Consider the following 18,475-nt stretch of genomic DNA (forward strand, 5'->3'; position numbering starts at 1 on the left):
TCGCAATACGCTGCTGCTGGCAATAACGGAATAGGCCCTACCATGAATATCGAATATTAGAATTCGATGAGGTATAAGCTAATACAATCCTTATAAAGGAGTGATAGGATATGAAAATCATCAGACTGACAGAAGTCGTTCAGCCCTCCCAGAAAGCCCAGTGGGAAGAGGCGTTACATGCATTATATACCCAATTTCAAAGCTACAGCCAAAAGGTGCTTAAGCGCTTCGATGAGGAGGATATCCACCAAGCGAGGGTCAACAGCCGCAAGCTGCTGACGTTGCTCCGAATTCTCGACCGGGATGACCAATCCGGCTTGTTTGTGATATTTAAGCAGGCGCAAAAGCACCTCGGCAAGGTGAGGGACGCCGATGTGCTGATCGAAGCTTTCCAAGAGCGGCGCAAGAACATGAAGAAAGAGGCAAAAAACGATGAGAGGAAAGGTGGAAGGAAAAAGGAAGCGGCCTTGCTGAAATCCGTTATCCGCATCCAGAAAAAGAAACGGCGGCGCAGCCGTGGCAAGCTTGCCGACCAATTGCCCAAGCTGCTCCAGCAATCGTTGGACAGCAAGTGGAAGGAATATCTTGCCAAGCAGCTGGAAGCACAGCTGGCTGTGACGGACGCCAACCAGGCCATGCGCGAGCTTGAGGTTGCTTACGAGCAGAAGAAGCAAGCCTATCGGCAGACCGGACGGGAGCATGGGGTGGAATCGGGCGAGGCATTCGAGGCGCTTCATGATCTGCGGATTGCGGCGAAGGAGCTTCGGTATACAGCATCCGCAGCGGCCTTTGCGCTGGACCAAAAGTTTCACACGCATGAGAAGCTCTATAAGGAAGTGCAGGAGCAGCTGGGCCGGATCAACGACAGGCGGGTATGGCTGGAGACGGTTGAAGCGATCGGAAGGAAGCGGCTGGATGTAGGCCGATCAACATGGACAGCCTTCATAGACGGCTTAAAAGCAGAGCTACATGAGGAGCTGCAGCTGAGCAAAGCAGTTGGCCATGGCTAATGGCTGTTTGAACTAGATTGGAACACAGGAAATAAGGGCTATGAAATTGGACGAGGTCGATGTGGCGTAAACCTATCGATCTTTTTTACATGGGCAACATAGCTACTTCAGCCTATTGGGCGTGAATAGCCAGGTGAGCCTATTCAAGTAGGCTTGTGTTAGAATAAAGTCGCAAATGATCCCATATATGTCCATATAGGCTGGAAACATGAAAAAGTCTTTATTTGGTGTACATCCTTATGGTATTCTTACTCGGAAAGAAAAAGCAGAAGGAAATCCGTCAAAGGATGAGCCTGCACTATTTTTTTTTGCGAATGTATGTGGTTTACGGAGGCGAATAGTTACATGACCAACACCAAGAAACTGGCGCTATTTGCCATAACCTGGCCGTTATTTGTCGAATCGGCCTTGCAGATGTCCATGCGGACTGCAGATACGTTTATGGTAAGTAATGTGTCGGATGCCGCGGTGGCCGCCGTTGGCGTGTCTAATCAGCTTATGATCTTCGTGTTTCTATTGCTTCAAGTTATATCCGCAGGTTCTGCGATTACCATTTCACAATATCTGGGTGCTAACAGGCTGGATGCTGTGAGAAGGTTTGCTGCCTGTGCGCTTTTGCTGAATTTTATATTTGGACTGGTTCTAAGCGCGGTCATGGTTGTATTCAGCAAGCCTCTATTAAGCTTGTTCGGATTGCAGCAGGATCTGCTCGGAATCGCCCAAATGTTCCTCTCCATTGTCGGAGCGGCGATATTCATCCAAGCTTTAAATTTGACGATGTCAGCGATTGTCCAGGTCCACGGATTTACCCGCTATACGATGATGGTGGCTATAGGAATGAATCTGGTGAATTTAATAGGCAATTATTTGGTTATTTTTGAACCTTGGGGATTCCCGAAGTATGGCGTTATGGGTGTTGCCGTATCGGCCATTATTAGCCAATGCCTTGGGCTTATCGTGTATATTGTGATTATGTACAAGGTCGTGCGGCTCAATATTGGCGTGAAAGAGATTCTAAGAAGCAAGCTTGAGGATATGAAAAAAATATTATCGATCGGCATCCCCACTGGCGGGAACCAATTAGCTTATTCGGCGTCCCAGCTCTTGACCACTTATTTCATTACATCACTTGGAACGGAAATGCTGTCAACCCGGATTTACACGCAAAATATTATGTATCTGATCATGGCGCTGGCCATATCTTTAGGTCGGGGCACCCAAATCATTATCGGCCGCCTCGTAGGTGCAGGGGAAAAGGAAGCCGCCTATAAACAAATGTTTCGCAGCCTGAGGCTGAGTCTGATGCTTTCATTAGTAAGCGTTACCATGATTGTTGTGTTTAGGCATCAGCTCATTGGTTTATTTACAAGTGACGTCCAAATTATTGCTTTAGGGGCCGCGTTGCTTGCGATGGGATTTATTTTGGAGCCTGGCCGGTGTTTGAACATCATCATTGGCGAAGCCTTGCGAGCGACGGGGGATGCCCGATTTATTCTTATTACGGGTGTGGTCGTGATTTGGGGGTTGATCATCCCTTTAACTTATTTCCTGGGAATTTATTTGGGTTATGGGCTTGTGGGCATCTGGATCGCCTTTATTATCGACGAATGGCTGCGAGGGATTGTTCTATTTATTCGTTGGAGAAGCCGCGCTTGGGAGAAAAAGGTACTCGTTCAGCCGGAAGCAAAAGGAGGAAATTGAGATGGACTTGGGACTTGCAGGAAAAATAGCGATTGTCACAGGAGCTAGCGCCGGAATCGGCTTTGCCTGTTCGAAGGCGCTGTTCGAGGAGGGGGCATCCGTCGTAATGGTGGCGCGGGACCCTGAACGTATGCAGCAGGCTGCTGCCGCGATTCTTCAAGAAAGTGCCGTGGGCAGCGCTGCCGCTATGGCTGACGAGGCACCACGTATTGTGACCGTGATTGGCGATATGGCACAGCCGGGTACGGTGAAGGAAGCCGTAGCGACAGCCTTGGAGCGATTTGGTCGTATTGATATTGTGATTAACAATGCGGGATCAGCTAAAGCGGGCTCTTTTTTTGAATTGCCGGAGGAAGCCTTTCTCGAGGCCTGGAATTTGAAGCTGCTTGGCTATATCCGCATGGTGAAGGAAGCGGCGCCCCACATGATCAAGCAGGGGGATGGGCGTATTGTGAATATTATCGGCAGCGCCGCGCGGACGCCTAACGCTGCCTTCTTGGCTGGCAGTACCGCCAACGCAGCGCTCTTGAACTTCACAAGGGGCATTTCCAAGGAATTGGCACAATCCAATGTGCGCATTAATGCCATTTCACCGGGTGTGACAGCTACGGAGCGGGCGCAGCGGCTTGCGGAGCAGCATGCCCAGGCCAAAGGCATTGATGTGGACACGCAAAAAGCCGAGACGAACGCATCCATACCACTGGGGCATATGGTAGATCCTGCGGAGATCGCCGCGATGGCGCTGCTGCTTGTGTCTGACCGTGTCCCTTCGATAACGGGGACGGAAATTGTGATCGACGGCGGACAGCAGCCAGGGGTGTAGAAAAAAGTCAGGCAGCTGAAAACAGATTATTATTCTATGATTTTAAAGAAAATATAAAATAAATTCAGCTCTCTATAAGCGTAGTCAGAGGCCAGTTGTGCCTCGGCTAGGCTTATTTTTCATGGATATCACTTAAACTGTATAAACGCTACAAATAAATATAAGCTTGGCTCAGGATAATGTGCGTAAATCATGCTCATTTTTGTAAGCGCTGACATATAAATAAAAGGTAACCACAATTATTAAGAAATTAACTTTCTTGGAGGTGCCATTGTGAGAACAAGAAATCTGATAGCCTCAGCTTTTGGCATATGGTTTATTTTTGCACCTTGGGTACTTGGTTTATCTAATGATTCTGCGATTGTCTTCACAAGTGCCCTATTCGGAGTTGTCCAGTCAGTTGCCTCATGCTTGGCTCTTAAAAAATCAAGCTTCAATGTGTTGGAAAATTGGGTATCGCTGTTAACGGGCATATGGTTCGCCATATTTTCAATAAGCTTCTCTTTAAGCTTTAGTGCAACTTGGACGATAGGGGTACTGGGGATATGTACCGTTTGCCTTAATTTATGGAATATGGATAGTACCTTGCAATCCTAAATCCCAATCTGGTCTTGACGACAAAAAAAGAAAAGAGGACGCAGCAATCACGCCTCGTCTCTCTCTGGTTCCTTGGGTAGAGGCGAAGTTAGTTGAGGCCAGATAGGTAGTTGAGACCGTGAACTCCAAAGAGGCGTGTTCTCCTGTAGGTATTTTTTCGGAAGATAAAGAATACATATGGATAAAGCAGGAGACATGTCCGAGTTTCAGCAAGTAGTTTAAATAGTCCGTTTCTTGCCAAAGGCTTTAGGTAATGTGCGAACCCTGCACGAGGGGATGGAGGTAACTAAATGGAACAAACAGATCCACTTATTGCGATCCTAGGTATAGGCACAGCTGTGCCTGCTTATCGGATCAACCAAGCGGATACCGCACAAAGATTGGCGGAAGCGTTGGGGGACAGCTCGAATTCCGCACGCTGGGCGAAGCGGATTTTCAAGCAATGCGGCGTCGAAACCCGTTATACCTGTGAGCCTAATTTGCTGGAGGCCGCTGGTCAATGCCGTTATTTTCCACATACCACTCACGAGGCTGCTCCTTCAAGTGCTCCTTCCACAGCCGAGCGTATGAGAACGTATAAAAGGGAAGTTGTTCCATTAGGGCTAGCCGCAGCTAGCAAAGCTTTGAAAGACTGTGAAGCAGTTGCTTCAGAGATCACCCATCTTGTCACGGTCAGCTGTACAGGGCAATTTCTTCCGGGACTTGATGCCGTCTTGACGGAACAACTTGGACTGGCTGCCACGGTGAATCGGATTCCCCTTAACTTTTTGGGTTGTGCTGCCGGACTAAAGGCGATTATATTATCCCGGCAAATCGTAGCGGCCAGGCCGTCAGCCAAGGTATTAATCGTATGCGTGGAGCTGTGTACGCTACATATTCAGCCCTCCAGCAAGCGGGAGGCGCTATTTGCTACTTCTTTTTTTGGAGATGGGGCTTCTGCATGTGTCGTTGGAGCCGCTGAACCTCACCATAAGCATATGTTTCAGCTGGGCAATGACCACTCTGTGCTGCTCCCTTGCTCAAGCTCAGAGATGGTGTGGGAAGTAGGGGATTATGGCTTTGACCTGTATCTTTCTCCGAATATTCCCAAGCTGCTTGGCAGCTTTATTCCGGCAGAGGTAGGTCGCTTATTGAGCGGGGCGGCGAAGCCGGAGCTGTGGGCGATTCATCCTGGAGGCAAGGGGATTATTGATACCCTGCAAGAGGTGTTTGGGCTTGAGGATGCACAGACCCAGCCTAGCCGAACTGTGCTTCGCGACTATGGCAATGTTTCGTCGGCCACGTTACTCTTCGTGCTGGACGAAATGAGGAGCGGGCTGACCGGGTCTGCTCGGGTGAGTCCGCCAGTGAGCCTGGATAGCTCAGCCCCACTATCTGAACGGGCTGATCAGGCTCAGCCGGTGGAGGGCATAGCCTTGGCATTTGGCCCCGGCCTTACTGCCGAGATGATCCAGCTCACTTATCTCCCGTCCATTAAGGCACTGGTTGGTAAGGCTCTGGAACAGCACTCAGGTGCCGCCCTTGTTTAAACCACTGAGGCAGAGGGCGGCTGAGCCTGAGTTGATGGACGATAGGTCAGCAGGCGGGGCGGAGCTTCGAGAAGCGCTGCAGAAGCTTCGCCTGCTGAACCGGGTTTTTGCCGCTGCTGCACCAACGCTTTATGGAGTAAAGCGGTTATGGAAGGAAGCGGACAAGCCCCGCCGCTTCACGGTTCTAGATATCGGCTCCGGCTCCGGCGATGTGAATCGGCAGCTCCTGCGCTGGGCGGATGCGAACGGGATCGATTTGTTGATCACGTTGGTCGACATTACAGAAGAAGCCTGCGAGGAGGCGAGACTGTTTTTCCATAACGAACCGCGGGTTCGGGTGGTTAGGCAGGACTTGTTTTTACTGCCTGAGGCGTGTGCGGATGTAGTTACCGGAACGCAATTTATTCATCATTTTGCGGATGGTGAGCTACCGAGGGTAGTCACGAGCATGCTAAACGCGTCCCGCGCAGGCGTTGTAGTCAATGATATCCATCGGCATTGGATGGCTTGGGCTGCGGTGTGGCTGGTGGCGCGAGTGGTCTCCGCTAACCGCTATATCGTGCATGATGGGCCGCTGTCTGTGGCAAAAGGCTTTCGCGCAGCCGATTGGAACCAGCTTAGAAAAGCATTGGATATGCCTACTATGTACTATGCTTGGAGGCCGCTATTTCGATACGTAGTTGTCATCCGTAAAAAAAGTATCTAAAAACGAGCCATGCTAGCGCAGAAACGGCATAAGCCTGTTATCGGCAAGGTCATGTAGGCAACTAACCGGGTGGAGTTGACAAGGGCTATGACGAATCTTATCCAAGGTATAGCCAATGTGGATGTAGCGGTGCTGGGCGCAGGGGTTGCTGGCAGCAGCCTGGCCAAGGCTTTGGCGGATGGAGGCTGGGATACGGTGCTGATTGACCAGCACCAGTTCCCGCGGCATAAGGTTTGCGGAGAATTTCTTTCTCCGGAATCACAAAGCACACTAGGTAAGCTTGGTTTGCTTGGGGCTGTCGAATCGCTTCATCCGCAGATGATCAGCGGCGTCCGTGTGATTTTCAGTGATGGGGGAACTATAGAAATCCCCTTGCCTGGTGACGCTTACGGAGTAAGCCGATATGTGCTGGATAGTGCTTTCCATAACGTGGCGCTAAAGTCAGGTGTCCAATTGCAGACGGCGACAACGGTCACATCTGTGTATCCGAAGGATGGGGGCTACACGATTGAGGCGAAGTATGGCGGGGAGCAAAAGCTGATTAGAGCTCAGGCTGTCATAGCGGCATGGGGAGCCAATCGCCGTGCGGGGCTGCCCGGCTACCGATCTATAAACTCCGTAAGGAATACGTATATAGGGGTGAAGTCGCACTTTCAAGGGATCGCCATGGAGCCGGTTATTGAGCTGTATGTTTTTCCGGGCGGCTACTTGGGCATTTCTCCCATTGAAGATGGAGTGGTCAATGTGGCGGCATTAATGACAAGAAGAGCTTCCCATGATCACAAACAGAACGGGGATAAAACGGTCCTGGGAATGATTGGCGCTGCCGCCAGCAGGAATCCTAAGCTGTACCAGAAGTTGTCGCATGCCATTCCAGTCCACGGCACCCAAGCTGCCGTAGCTCCGGTGGATCTGGACCGCAAGCCAGTAGCCTGGGACATGGTTCCCCTTGTAGGCGATGCCGCACTGATGATCCCACCGCTCTGCGGGGATGGCATGTCGATAGCGCTGCGTTCGGCGGCGTGCTGTGCGGCCTATGCCCATAGCTATTTGCGCGGAGAAATTTCGCAAGCCCGCTGGCAGCATGAATATACGGAGTCGATCCAGCGGGAATTCTACAGCCCCTTACGGTGGGGTCGGTTTCTTCACCGCTTAGTTGGCATGCCGTTATTGCCGCGGCTTCTGCCGGGCATTGCGCAGCTTGCGCCTTGGTTAGCATCAGCAATGGTGCAAGCCACCCGGCTCAAGCCATGAGCTGGGTCAACAAGCTTGCCTTGCTCTGTTGGAGGTATTCCACAATAACGATGGTATTGTGGTTATTTTTCTTGATCTTTTTTGGGTTGTACGCCTCTAAGCTGCCTACCGTGCTGAAGGACCATGGCTTACTTGCAGACGGTGCCTACGTCAAAGTCCAGCAGATCCTCGCTACTGATTTCTATATCCCGGCGGATCCGGTTGTTCTTGTTTTTGAGAAGCAGCGATCTGTATCCACGGAGCAATTCCAGCGTTTCATTCAGCAATGCTTGCTTCAGCTGCAAGGAATCGAAGCTTTGAGCCAAGTGGTCTCACCTCTGGATAAGCAGGATATGCTTGAGGGGAATTACGCCTACGCCCTGCTTGCCTTCCGCCTTCAAGGCTATGAAATGAAGCCCGTGCTTGAAGATATTCATAGACGTCTGCCTAGTCAACTAAATATGAAGGTAACGATGACAGGGAAATCCGTAGTGCAGGCGGATGTGAATCAAGCTAGCCAGCATGATTTGAAGCAAGCCGAGTTGATCGGTCTACCAGCAGCCTTCCTGATTTTATGGTTTGTTTTTCGAGGCATAATTGCCGCTCTAATTCCCGTTGCCATCGGCATTGTGGGGGTTACCGTTACTATGGGGATTATGTATGGGATTGGCACAGCTATGGAGCTATCCAACTTCGTATTAAACGTCATCCCTATGGTAGGGCTGGCTCTAAGTATAGATTTTGCTTTGATGGTTGTCAGCCGATTCCGCGAGGAACGCGAAAGGCCTACAGTAAATCCGGTATTCGCATTAATGACAACGATGAGTACAGCCGGGAGGGCGGTCTTATTTTCTGCTGCCAGCGTGTTTCTGGGCCTGATGGGAATTTTGCTCATTCCGCTGCCAATCTTTACTAGCATTGCTGTGGGAGCGATGACGGTAGTAGCCATTTCTGTGCTACTAACGTTTACTTTACTTCCTGCCCTCTTGGCTAAGGTAGGATCTGTCATTCAACCGTTAACGACCTATCTAAGATATTCCACTATGCCCGCTCAACCTCCAACCATCTGGTATGCGATGTCCCTTTATGTGATGAAAAGACCCGCGCGGCTGCTAATAGTAGCTTCGCTGCTGTTAATCGGCTGCTTTCTGCCATTAAGCAACATGAAGCTGGCTATTCCCGATGCGGCATCCTTGCCTCAGGGCTATGAATCCCGCCAAGCTTATGAGATTTATCAAACTCACTTCGTTGCCCCGGAGACTTCAGAGGTTTTTATCATTGTCCGGGGAAAAACGGATGCTTGGAGCCAAGGCGATTGGATGAGAGCTTATACGCTCACTCAAAAGCTAAAAGCCGACCCCGACGCAATACGGGTAGATTCTATATTCGCTGTATCCCCTACAATTACTGAGCCGATGCTCCAACGCTTTGTTAAAGGTAACCATATGCTCATTCACGCGACTATAAAAGGAAGCCCGGCATCGGAGCAAACGATGGACTGGGTCAGGCGATGGGAGCAGGAGGGTGCGACCACAGGGCTCAGCCTGCTGTTAGGTGGAGAAGCCAAGTACGAGCAGGAGGTGTTCGATGCTATCTTCGAGAATCTTCATAAGGTGCTTCTGTTCGTAATAATCTCGAATTTTGTCGTTTTGTCGATCGCCTTTCGCTCCATCTTGATCCCGTTAAAAACAATTCTGATGAATCTACTAAGCTTAGGCGCCGCCTTCGGTATCCTGGTATGGATCTTCCAAGAGGGGCATTTGGGGATGGAGCCAGGCAGTATTGCCATTATGATCCCTGTGTTTATAGGTGGGCTCGCCTTTGGGATCAGCATGGATTACGGGGTGTTTCTGGTATCGCGTATTTTCGAGGTGTATAAGCAGACCGGAGATAATGACCAGGCGGTATTAATCGGATTGGCTGCAACAAGTCGAATCATTACCTCAGCGGCAGCCATTATGATTGCTGTTACAGCACCTTTTGCGTTCGGGGAGGTGGTGGGGGTTAAGCAGTTAGGGGTTGGTATCGCCGCTGCGATCTTTATTGACGCAACTATCATCAGGATGGTGATGGTGCCAGCCTTGATGAAACTGCTTGGTAAATGGAATTGGTGGGCACCTCGCAGACTCTAATCTCTCTCTTGACAGACGGTTGATCTCTTTTTATAAACCTCCGCTTATGTGATGAAGGGTCTGGGCTATTGTGAAAAGGCGGAGCCAAGCACCGGGTAAGTGATGCAGCCGGCTCCTCTAATGACGGGGAGCCCAGAGTATAATCGAAATAAAGATTGTCAAGCGCCCTAAAAAACCCTACCATAAGACTGACGAACGTTCGTAAGTTTATGGGAGGTAACTGAATGACAATCAACCAGCTTCACGATATAGCTCTAAAGCAATTTGCTTTACGTGGCTATGAGGGCGCGACCCTAGAAACGATTGCCAGAGAGGTGGGCATTAAGAAACAGTCCATCTACGGCCACTTTAAAAATAAAGAGCAATTTTTTTTGCATGTATTCAAAAGCTCGGTGAACACGGAAATTGAATTTTTAGACCAGCTGTTCCAAGCTCAAGCGGAGCTAGCTTTAGAGGATATGCTGCTGCATTTAATTAGGCAATATAAAGATCGGTACGCTGATATTCCTACTTTGCGTTTGATCATGTATGCAGGCTTTATATTTCCACCCCAGTTGGAAAAGCCGATTGGCAGCATGATAGCTGCCTATATAAGCCATAAGCGTACTGCGGTATACCATCTATTCAGCCGTCCGGATCATCCGGCGATGCGTGTGGATGCCCGGCAAGCGACAGAGGCTTATATGAATTTGCTGGAGGGGATGCTGGTCGAGCTTATCTACGGGGGAACCTCCCGATTTGATGGACGGCTCGAGGCCTCCTGGGATATTTTCTGGTATGGTATCCAGATTCAAGCTGTTCAGCCTTCCCGGCATGCCGAACGAAAGCAGGTAGATTGATGAGTAGCAAGGAACAAGTAGGGAAGCTGGAAGAACAAGAAGCAAAGCGGAAAGAAAAGCTGTGGACGAAGGATTTTGTACTGCTGGGCTTGTCCTGCTTGTTCTTGTTTCTCGCTTTTGAAATGCTGCTGCCTGCTCTGCCACTGTATGTGGCACAAATCGGTGGAAGCACATCGGAAATCGGCATCGTAATGGGCTGTTTTACGCTCACGGCAGTGTTGATTCGCCCGGTCTCCGGCTATGCAGCGGATACCTACGGTAAAAAGCTGCTGCTTATAATTGGCGGCGTCCTTTGCTTGGTAGCTACCGGTTTTTATTATGCAGCAATATCGGTGACAGGGCTTCTCATCATTCGCTTGCTGCACGGCTTCGGCTTCGGTATTGCTACGACCTTGTATGGGACGATGGCTTCGGATATGGTTCCACCTTCAAGAATGGGCGAAGGAATGGGCTACTTTGGGCTGGCGAATACGATAGCCATCTCGATAGGTCCCTTTTTTGGCGTTATTATTATGGAAAGCTTGGGCTACCAAACGCTCATCATGGTTTCAGGGAGCATCCTAAGTCTGGCCTGCATCTTTAATTTGATCGTGAAGGCCACAGCGCACCGTCCGGCATCTCGCATGCCTGATATAGCGGAAGCAGACTCGGCGTTTACGGCGATTGCTCATGGAGCCGTTGTAATAGAGCCAGCTATAGAGCATAGTTCCGAACCCATTCAAGTGAGGGAGCTAGACAGTAAAGCTCCAGAACAGGCGATGCTTTCATCACAGTTAAAGGATAAGACTGCAATCTCTTGGTCTTCGCGATTAGTTGAACGAAAGGCATTGTTTCCTTCATTGCTGGGGATGATGGCCGGCTTCGGGTTTGGTGGCATCCTTAGCTTTATCACGCTGTTCGGCAAAGAAGTGGGAATAGCGAACATCGGCTATTTTTTCCTTGTTGTTTCGCTTTTTGAGGTATTGGTGCGCTTGGTATCCGGGCGAATTTTTGACACCAAAGGTCCGTTCTGGGTGATCTTTCCATCCGCTATCCTGACCTGTATTGCGACTATCATTTTGTCCTATGCAGGCTCTATGGTGACGATGCTGGTAGCTGCTGCTTTTTTTGGTTTAGGCTTTGGAGCGATGTTTCCTGCACTACAAGCTTGGGTGATTACGCGGGTTGATCCCGAGAGCCGTGGTTCAGCTACGGCAACCTTTTATAATTTGTTTGACATTGGTATCGCATCCGGCGCGATCTTGCTTGGGATTATCGCTGGAATGACCGGCTACGGAATGATGTTTCGTTTATCCAGCTTGACTTATGTGGTGCTTATCGCCATGTATATGGTTTATGAATTTAGAGCTCAGAAAGCCTCGTAGCCTGTTCTCAACTCTTTTGTTTTTTTTGTAAGGAATCGGCTTGCAAAAAAGATAACGTATAAGCCTGCATACGCTCCATCAAAGCCCGCTGCTTTGGTGATATCTGCGGAAGTGAGCTTTGGATCCATGCCCAGGGGATATTGGGAAGAACCCGGTAAGTCGCCTTACCCTTTTGGAATTTGCGGTAGGTCCAGGTAGGGAGCCCGTCGATGTCGCTTATTAGGGTCTGGGAGCCATTTTTCTGTATAGTCAACTGGAGGATTAACCCATTATTTGTATAAGGATTATTTTTTAAACGAATCGACACAAAGTTACCCAGTGAGTAAATAGCAAGCTGTTGGGGGCTTTTACGGAGCAAGGGCTGCAGCACATGAGGGTGAGAGCCAAGAATAATATCAGCACCATGTAGGAGCAGGCTATTTACCAGCTTTTTTTGCTGCAAGCTTGGCTTTTGATGGTATTCCTTGCCAAAATGAAGGTAGACGATATTGAGGTCGGTTTTGTGCTTGATCTCTTGTAAATCTCTTTTTATTTGCTGCAGGTTAAGCAGATTGACTGCAAATGGCATATGTTTAGGAATAGGTATCCGATTGGTAGATTTCGTGTAAGCGAGAATGCCGACCTTGATCCCTTTTACGTCTTTAATAAGATGGTTTCTGGATTGGCTGAGCGATGCGTTGGTCCCGGTGTGGGCAAGATCATTATCATCCAGCACTTGGAGTGTCTTCAGCATGCCATCTACTCCCTGGTCCAGGCAATGGTTATTAGCAGTTATGATAACATCAAAGCCATTTCGTTTTAAAGCAGAAGCCAACGGCTCGGGAGCATTAAATATGGGATAACCCGTGAGGGGGTTCTTTTTTTTTATAAAAGGGGTATCCCCCATCAGAGGAACCTCCAAATTCCCGATGGTCAGGTCAGCAGCTTGTAAATAGGGGGCAACACTTTCAAAGATAGAATCGAAATTATATAGGTTGGTGCCTTTATTTTTAACGGACATGGATATAGCCCCATTGATCAAAATATCGCCAACAGCAGCTATTGTAATTTCTTGCATCGGAGCACCTCCTTTTCTATGCTATTCGTTTGTTCGTTGCATAGTGTGGGCGGGTGCCGTCATGGAAACTATATATGTAGTATAATAAGGAACAGAGATTTGGAAAGGGTGGTAGTATGCTAACAATTACTGGATACAGCGTGGAATTAATTAAAGACCCATTTGGCATTTTAACAGGCAAGCGTTATGAATGGATGCTGGATATTGAGGTAGCTGAGGATGACGAGCTGCATTCGGACAATGGGTTGTATGTAAGGGTAATTTATGTGGTAGAGGAAAACAAGGAAGGTATGGTACGCTACGAAATATTCGAGAAAACGAATGATAAATATGTGGATTTTGAACTCGAAGACGATGAACAGGCTGTTATTGAAGCCTTTTGTAAGGATAATTTGGCGGAAGCAACGAAATAAACAAGAAGAAGCTGGCTTGTGAGTGTGAGTAAGAAAGGAGTAGGCTTAATGAAAACAGGGACTGGGACGCAGCTACATGGACTTCTTCAGCAAGTGGAGCAGCGGCAAGGTGAGTTAATTGAGCTGGTAGAGCGATTGATCCGGTTCCCGACCCCTTCGCCTCCAGCCCGAAACACCGAGGATGCGCAGGCTTTTATTGCTGCTTTCTTAGCAGAGCAGGGCTTTGACATCGACAAGTGGGACATCTATCCGGGTGATCCCAATGTTGTGGGTGTACTTAGGGGCAGTGCGCCTGAGGAATATAAAAGCCTGATTATTAACGGCCATGTGGATGTGGCAGAAGTAAGCCCTGATGAGGCTTGGGAGACCTCTCCCTTCAGCCCGATTGTGAGGGATGGCGTCATTACAGGGCGTGGTGCTGCCGATATGAAAGCGGGTTTAGCCGGTGCCTTATTTGCCGTTAAGTTGCTTCACGAGGCGGGGATACAGCTGCCGGGCGACCTCACCGTGCAGTCGGTCATTGGCGAGGAAGTGGGCGAGGCAGGGACGCTTGAATGCTGCAAACGCGGGTATACGGCAGATTTCGCCGTTGTCGTGGACACCAGTGATTTGCACATCCAAGGGCAAGGCGGCGTCATCACTGGTTGGATCACACTGAAGAGTAAGCAAACCTTCCACGATGCGACCCGCAAAAGCATGATTCATGCCGGAGGCAAGCTGTTTGGCGCGAATACGATCGAGAAGATGATGAAGGTAATCCAAGGGCTCCAGGATCTGGAGCGCCATTGGGCTGTGCTGAAAAGCTACCCGGGCTGTGCGCCTGGTACGAATACGATCAATCCTGCGGTTATTGAAGGGGGCAGGCATGCCGCTTTTATCGCAGATGAGTGCCGGCTGTGGATTACGGTGCATTTCTATCCGAATGAAACCCATGAACAGGTAGCCAAGGAAATTGAGGAGCACATCAGCTTTGTCGCTGCAGGGGATGTATGGCTGAGGGAGAATCCTCCCATTTTCACATGGGGCGGGTCATCGATGATTGAAGACCGCGGCGAAATTTTCCCCGCTCTTGAAGTCGATCCGCTGCATCCTGCTATCCAGACGCTGATGGGTGCCCATGCGAGTATACATAACGAGCCAGCCATTGTTGACGTGTCGCCTACGGTGACGGATGGCGGCTGGTTCGGCGATGCAGGCATTCCCGCTGCCATTTATGGACCGGGCGATTTGAATAATGCCCATGCAGTGAACGAGCAGGTATCGATTCGGCAAGTGGTCGATTTCACGAAGGTGCTGCTCCAGTTTATTTATGAGTGGGGACATACGAGGAAGCAGCCGGATTAAATGGGCTTACAAGTAAGATCAGTGGCCTACATATGCATCATATACCTTTACGTATACACGAAAAAAGGAGTGTTTGTGATGGGATTTTCAGCCCATTTGTATGAGAAGCTTCAGCCCATATGGCGCAAAAATATTACGCACCCGTTTGTCCAGGAATTGGGACACGGTACGCTGGATGTAGAGAAATTTCGCTTCTATATGATTCAGGACTATTTGTATTTGATTGATTACGCGAAGCTGTTTGCATTAGGGGCTATTAAAGCGGATAGTGTCGAGACGATGGGTAAATTCGCTGCATTGCTAGATTCCACGATGAATGAGGAGATGGCGCTGCATCGGGCTTATGCGGCACGTTTTGGGATTTCTCTGGAGGAGCTGGAGCAAGCGGAGCGTTCACCCATTACGTTGGCTTATACCCATTATATGCTGCATGCTGCGCAAAATGGATCATTGGCGGACCTGGTTGCCGCCTTGCTTCCGTGTATGTGGAGCTATTGGGAGATCGGCAAGGAGCTAAGCCAAATCCCGGGGGCATCCGAGCATGCGTATTACGGCGAGTGGGTACGCATGTACAGCTCTGAGGAGTTTGGCGACCTGGCCCGGTGGTGCCTTGATTTATTTGACCAATTGGCGGAGGGCAAGCAGCAAGCAGAGCTGGACAAGCTGGAGACGATCTTCCTCAACACGACGCGATATGAAACTATGTTCTGGGAGATGGCTTACCGTAAAGAATTGTGGCCGGCTTAGGTCTTATGGGCAACCGTCATCCAGCCCTTATTGTTCTTGTTAGGGCTCTCCAGAAAAAATAGATTGACCGCATAGGCGGTTAAATGATAAGATTGTAAAAATTTATCTGAAAATAAACCTATTATGAGGAGTGAGAACAAAGTGGCCAAGTACTACACGGAGCCTTCACGGACGTTTACTGAGTATTTATTGATCCCGAACTTATCTACCAAGGACTGTACACCGGATAATGTGAGTCTGAAAACACCGTTAGTCAAATTCAAGCGGGGTGAAAATCCGGAATTATCGCTGAATATTCCGTTTGCATCCGCAGTAATGCAGGCGGTATCCGATCATCATATGGCAGTGGCATTAGCACGAAGTGGCGGGATTTCCTTTATTTTTGGCTCGCAGCCGATTAAAGAGGAAGCGGAAATGGTCCGTAAGGTAAAAGCGTACAAGGCCGGCTTTGTTATTAGCCGCTCTAACCTGACTCCTGAGCATACGTTGAAGGATGTATTGGAGCTGAAGGAGAAGACAGGGCATTCCACTTTGGCAGTTACAGGCGATGGAACAGCGAAGGGCAAGCTGCTAGGCATTGTGAAGGGCAGCGATTACCGAATCAGCCGCGATGCTCTGGATAAGCCGATCAGCCAGTTTATGACGCCGTTCGCCTCGCTTATTTATGGCAAGCAGGGGATTACGCTGTCGGAAGCGAATGACCTGATCTGGGAGCATAAGATCAATTGTTTGCCAATTGTGGATGAGGAGCAGAACCTGGAATATTTGGTTTTCCGCAAAGACTATGAAGCCCATAAGGAATATCCGAATGAGCTTTTGGATGCCAATAAAAGCTACATTGTCGGGGCTGGTATTAATACGAAGGATTATAAAGAGCGGGTGCCAGCGCTTGTTGATGCGGGAGTCGATGTGCTAGTTATCGATTCATCAGATGGCTACAGCGAATGGCAGCGGGAAACGATTCAATATGTAAAGGCGAACTTTAACGTGAAGATCGGAGCCGGCAATGTCGTTGACCGTGAGGGCTTCCTTTACCTGGTCGAGTCGGGTGCGGATTTTGTCAAGATCGGGATTGGTGGCGGATCGATCTGCATTACGCGTGAGCAAAAAGGGATCGGCCGCGGCCAAGCATCTTCACTGATCGAGGTTACGGAAGCGCGGGACGAATACTATGAGCAGACCGGGATTTATGTGCCGATTTGCTCGGATGGCGGCATCGTCCACGATTATCATATTACGCTGGCTTTGGCGATGGGCGCCGATTTCGTGATGATGGGCAGATATTTTGCCAGATTCGATGAGAGCCCTACACGAAAGCTGAAGGTTAACAACAATTTTGTGAAGGAATTTTGGGGCGAAGGCTCGAATCGGGCGCGCAACTGGGAGCGTTATGATTCGGGAGGCAAAAGTGGCCTGTTGTTCGAGGAAGGCGTAGACTCCTACGTGCCTTATGCAGGCAGCCTGCGGGAAAACATGGAGAAGACCACAAGCAAAATCAAATCAACGATGTGCAACTGTGGCTCGAAGACGATTCCCCAGCTGCAGCGGGAAGCAAGAATTACGATTGTATCGGCAACAAGCCTGGTTGAGGGCGGCGCACATGATGTAATCTTGAAGGAAAGCGGCTTGTCTGGAGAATAAGTGTTGAAATAGCCATAAGGGCATGCTCTTCTACGATTGTAGGAGGGCATGCCCTTTTCTTATGCTTTTTATTGTACAAAAGGTTCACTGCGCCTTGTAATGTGGCTACCTAATAAATGGAATGAAAAAAACGGAGCTTTGCGGGTTCGCAGCTCCGTTTTCTAAAGTATGATGGAATATCGCAAGCCTTATAGGGCTCGTGGCTCTGGGTCAGCTAGCTTGATGCTTATCCCCATCACTTCTTGTTTCCAAGATTAACAGCTTCAATTCCATGATTTCGCTTTTTAGCTGTTGGACTTCCAGTGTCACACTTTTCAGGTCATGTACGTCATGTTCGATCTCGGCAATATCCTCTACAACATCAGAAGGAATATTCGATGCATTGTTAACAATTTCACCGACGACCAGGTTAAGCATAACGAAAACGGCAATAAAGATGAAGGTAACGAAATAAATCAGCGACAAAGGTGAGCTTTCAGCAATAGGGCGGTAAATGTTGGCCCAATCATCGAAGGTAGCGATTTGAAATAGCGTAACGAGAGATGCAGATAAATCTCCAAAATATACAGGTGATAATTCTGCGAAAAAGGTCGAGCCAACAACGCCGTAAATGTAAAACACGATAATCATCAATAACGAGATGCTTCCAATAGTAGGAACAGCCATGAATAAAGAAGTAATGATCCGACGCAAGGAGCGAATGGAGGATATCGTCTTAAGTACCCGCAATACCCTTAGAATCCGCAGGACACTGACAAATTCGGATTGCATAAAAGCAATACTAGCGGCAACGACAATAAAGTCGAATAGGTTCCAGCCATCCTTGAAGTATGAAGCCCGGTTAACAATTAATTTGAATATAACCTCTATAGTGAAAATCGACAAAAATATAATATCAAATCTGTTAAAAAGAGTTTCGTATTGAAGATTAATGGAGGGATAGGTCTGCAGCCCGATAACGATAGCATTTAAGAAAACACACAACAGGATGAAATTACTGAATCGCTTACTATGCACAAATAATGCGAAGCCCGACAATTGCTGTTTTGAACTCATAGGTAGTTGGAACCTCTCTTCGTTTTAATTATAATAAATTTATATAGATATTTCTTGTATATTATCGGATTTTGATGAAGTATACATGTAACTAAAGTTATAGAAAAAGAAAAATATTAGAAAAGTGAGGCAATAGACCTATGTGTATGTGTCAGTAAAAATTTATTGTTAAATAACTTACTTTATGTAACAAATGATATATTATATATTCGGTTATATGAAGTTATTAAGTATTTTTTGATTAGCTTGTTTCCGATGAGGAACAGCGATATAATGGAGGTAA

16 protein-coding genes are annotated in these 18,475 nt (G+C 48.6%); 14 read left to right on the top strand and 2 right to left on the bottom strand.

Translation table 11 applies throughout. The features are described from left to right. Positions 1-110: 110 nt before the first annotated feature. The 10 genes from G9U52_RS18315 to G9U52_RS18360 all read left to right on the top strand — a co-directional run bounded on the left by G9U52_RS18315 (position 111) and on the right by G9U52_RS18360 (position 11,934). Positions 111-1,010, top strand: a complete 900-nt coding sequence (locus G9U52_RS18315) for a CHAD domain-containing protein (RefSeq protein ID WP_166152081.1) — start codon at positions 111-113, stop codon at positions 1,008-1,010. 345 nt (positions 1,011-1,355) lie between these two features. Then, the gene (locus G9U52_RS18320) at positions 1,356-2,711 is read left to right on the top strand and encodes an MATE family efflux transporter (RefSeq protein WP_166152082.1); all 1,356 of its coding nucleotides are present in this window, start codon (positions 1,356-1,358) and stop codon (positions 2,709-2,711) included. A gap of 1 nt (position 2,712) precedes the next feature. Continuing rightward, entirely contained in the window at positions 2,713-3,534 is an 822-nt protein-coding gene (locus G9U52_RS18325) for an SDR family oxidoreductase (RefSeq protein ID WP_207953055.1), read from the top strand. Between the two features lie 273 nt (positions 3,535-3,807). Next, positions 3,808-4,131, top strand: a complete 324-nt coding sequence (locus tag G9U52_RS18330; RefSeq protein WP_166152083.1) for an SPW repeat domain-containing protein — start codon at positions 3,808-3,810, stop codon at positions 4,129-4,131. Positions 4,132-4,421: 290 nt separating this feature from the next. After that, complete coding sequence (locus tag G9U52_RS18335) at positions 4,422-5,660, top strand: type III polyketide synthase (protein ID WP_166152084.1); 1,239 nt, start codon at positions 4,422-4,424, stop codon at positions 5,658-5,660. A gap of 34 nt (positions 5,661-5,694) precedes the next feature. Beyond that, positions 5,695-6,366, top strand: coding sequence for a methyltransferase domain-containing protein (locus G9U52_RS18340; protein WP_207953073.1), 672 nt, complete (start codon positions 5,695-5,697; stop codon positions 6,364-6,366). An 87-nt stretch (positions 6,367-6,453) separates the two neighbouring features. Further along, positions 6,454-7,620 carry an NAD(P)/FAD-dependent oxidoreductase gene (locus G9U52_RS18345; RefSeq protein ID WP_166152086.1) on the top strand — a complete coding sequence of 389 codons (1,167 nt, stop codon included), beginning with the start codon at positions 6,454-6,456 and terminating at the stop codon, positions 7,618-7,620. A gap of 50 nt (positions 7,621-7,670) precedes the next feature. After that, complete coding sequence (locus G9U52_RS18350; RefSeq protein WP_243767434.1) at positions 7,671-9,731, top strand: MMPL family transporter; 2,061 nt, start codon at positions 7,671-7,673, stop codon at positions 9,729-9,731. 224 nt (positions 9,732-9,955) lie between these two features. After that, positions 9,956-10,570 carry a TetR/AcrR family transcriptional regulator gene (locus tag G9U52_RS18355; protein WP_166152087.1) on the top strand — a complete coding sequence of 205 codons (615 nt, stop codon included), beginning with the start codon at positions 9,956-9,958 and terminating at the stop codon, positions 10,568-10,570. Next, a complete protein-coding gene (locus tag G9U52_RS18360) occupies positions 10,570-11,934 on the top strand; it encodes an MFS transporter (RefSeq protein WP_166152088.1) in 1,365 nt (454 codons plus the stop codon). The genes G9U52_RS18355 and G9U52_RS18360 overlap by 1 nt, the downstream gene beginning before the upstream one ends. Before the next feature lie 7 nt (positions 11,935-11,941). On the opposite strand, the gene G9U52_RS18365 is transcribed toward G9U52_RS18360, so the two are convergent. Next, positions 11,942-12,991: a CapA family protein gene (locus G9U52_RS18365; protein WP_166152089.1), complete on the bottom strand. Its 1,050-nt coding sequence runs from the start codon at positions 12,989-12,991 to the stop codon at positions 11,942-11,944. A 116-nt stretch (positions 12,992-13,107) separates the two neighbouring features. Here G9U52_RS18365 and G9U52_RS18370 point away from each other — a divergent pair, with 116 nt between their 5' ends. From G9U52_RS18370 to G9U52_RS18385, 4 genes are all read left to right on the top strand, one after another. Further along, positions 13,108-13,404, top strand: coding sequence for a DUF6509 family protein (locus tag G9U52_RS18370; protein WP_166152090.1), 297 nt, complete (start codon positions 13,108-13,110; stop codon positions 13,402-13,404). Between the two features lie 48 nt (positions 13,405-13,452). Continuing rightward, on the top strand, positions 13,453-14,748 hold the full coding sequence (locus G9U52_RS18375; RefSeq protein WP_166152091.1) for an acetylornithine deacetylase: 1,296 nt from the start codon (positions 13,453-13,455) through the stop codon (positions 14,746-14,748). A 78-nt stretch (positions 14,749-14,826) separates the two neighbouring features. Next, positions 14,827-15,495 (top strand): thiaminase II, encoded by a 669-nt coding sequence (gene tenA, locus G9U52_RS18380; RefSeq protein WP_166152092.1) that lies wholly within the window; start codon positions 14,827-14,829, stop codon positions 15,493-15,495. A gap of 141 nt (positions 15,496-15,636) precedes the next feature. Then, positions 15,637-17,136, top strand: coding sequence for an IMP dehydrogenase (locus tag G9U52_RS18385; RefSeq protein WP_166152093.1), 1,500 nt, complete (start codon positions 15,637-15,639; stop codon positions 17,134-17,136). Positions 17,137-17,346: 210 nt separating this feature from the next. On the opposite strand, the gene G9U52_RS18390 is transcribed toward G9U52_RS18385, so the two are convergent. Beyond that, the gene (locus G9U52_RS18390) at positions 17,347-18,192 is read right to left on the bottom strand and encodes an ion transporter (RefSeq protein ID WP_166152094.1); all 846 of its coding nucleotides are present in this window, start codon (positions 18,190-18,192) and stop codon (positions 17,347-17,349) included. Between the last annotated feature and the right edge of the window lie 283 nt (positions 18,193-18,475).

It is taken from the genome of Paenibacillus agricola, from assembly GCF_011440305.1.
GTDB lineage: Bacteria > Bacillota > Bacilli > Paenibacillales > NBRC-103111 > Paenibacillus_S > Paenibacillus_S agricola.

Excerpts from the sequence above, each read along its gene's own strand:
- G9U52_RS18320 (WP_166152082.1), top strand. The coding sequence starts at position 1,356 with ATGACCAACACCAAGAAACTGGCGCTATTTGCCATAACCTGGCCGTTA.
- G9U52_RS18390 (WP_166152094.1), bottom strand. The coding sequence starts at position 18,192 with ATGAGTTCAAAACAGCAATTGTCGGGCTTCGCATTATTTGTGCATAGT.
- G9U52_RS18350 (WP_243767434.1), top strand. The coding sequence starts at position 7,671 with ATGGTATTGTGGTTATTTTTCTTGATCTTTTTTGGGTTGTACGCCTCT.
- G9U52_RS18370 (WP_166152090.1), top strand. The coding sequence starts at position 13,108 with ATGCTAACAATTACTGGATACAGCGTGGAATTAATTAAAGACCCATTT.
- G9U52_RS18375 (WP_166152091.1), top strand. The coding sequence starts at position 13,453 with ATGAAAACAGGGACTGGGACGCAGCTACATGGACTTCTTCAGCAAGTG.
- G9U52_RS18345 (WP_166152086.1), top strand. The coding sequence starts at position 6,454 with ATGACGAATCTTATCCAAGGTATAGCCAATGTGGATGTAGCGGTGCTG.
- G9U52_RS18315 (WP_166152081.1), top strand. The coding sequence starts at position 111 with ATGAAAATCATCAGACTGACAGAAGTCGTTCAGCCCTCCCAGAAAGCC.
- tenA (WP_166152092.1), top strand. The coding sequence starts at position 14,827 with ATGGGATTTTCAGCCCATTTGTATGAGAAGCTTCAGCCCATATGGCGC.
- G9U52_RS18325 (WP_207953055.1), top strand. The coding sequence starts at position 2,713 with ATGGACTTGGGACTTGCAGGAAAAATAGCGATTGTCACAGGAGCTAGC.
- G9U52_RS18355 (WP_166152087.1), top strand. The coding sequence starts at position 9,956 with ATGACAATCAACCAGCTTCACGATATAGCTCTAAAGCAATTTGCTTTA.
- G9U52_RS18335 (WP_166152084.1), top strand. The coding sequence starts at position 4,422 with ATGGAACAAACAGATCCACTTATTGCGATCCTAGGTATAGGCACAGCT.
- G9U52_RS18340 (WP_207953073.1), top strand. The coding sequence starts at position 5,695 with ATGGACGATAGGTCAGCAGGCGGGGCGGAGCTTCGAGAAGCGCTGCAG.
- G9U52_RS18365 (WP_166152089.1), bottom strand. The coding sequence starts at position 12,991 with ATGCAAGAAATTACAATAGCTGCTGTTGGCGATATTTTGATCAATGGG.
- G9U52_RS18360 (WP_166152088.1), top strand. The coding sequence starts at position 10,570 with ATGAGTAGCAAGGAACAAGTAGGGAAGCTGGAAGAACAAGAAGCAAAG.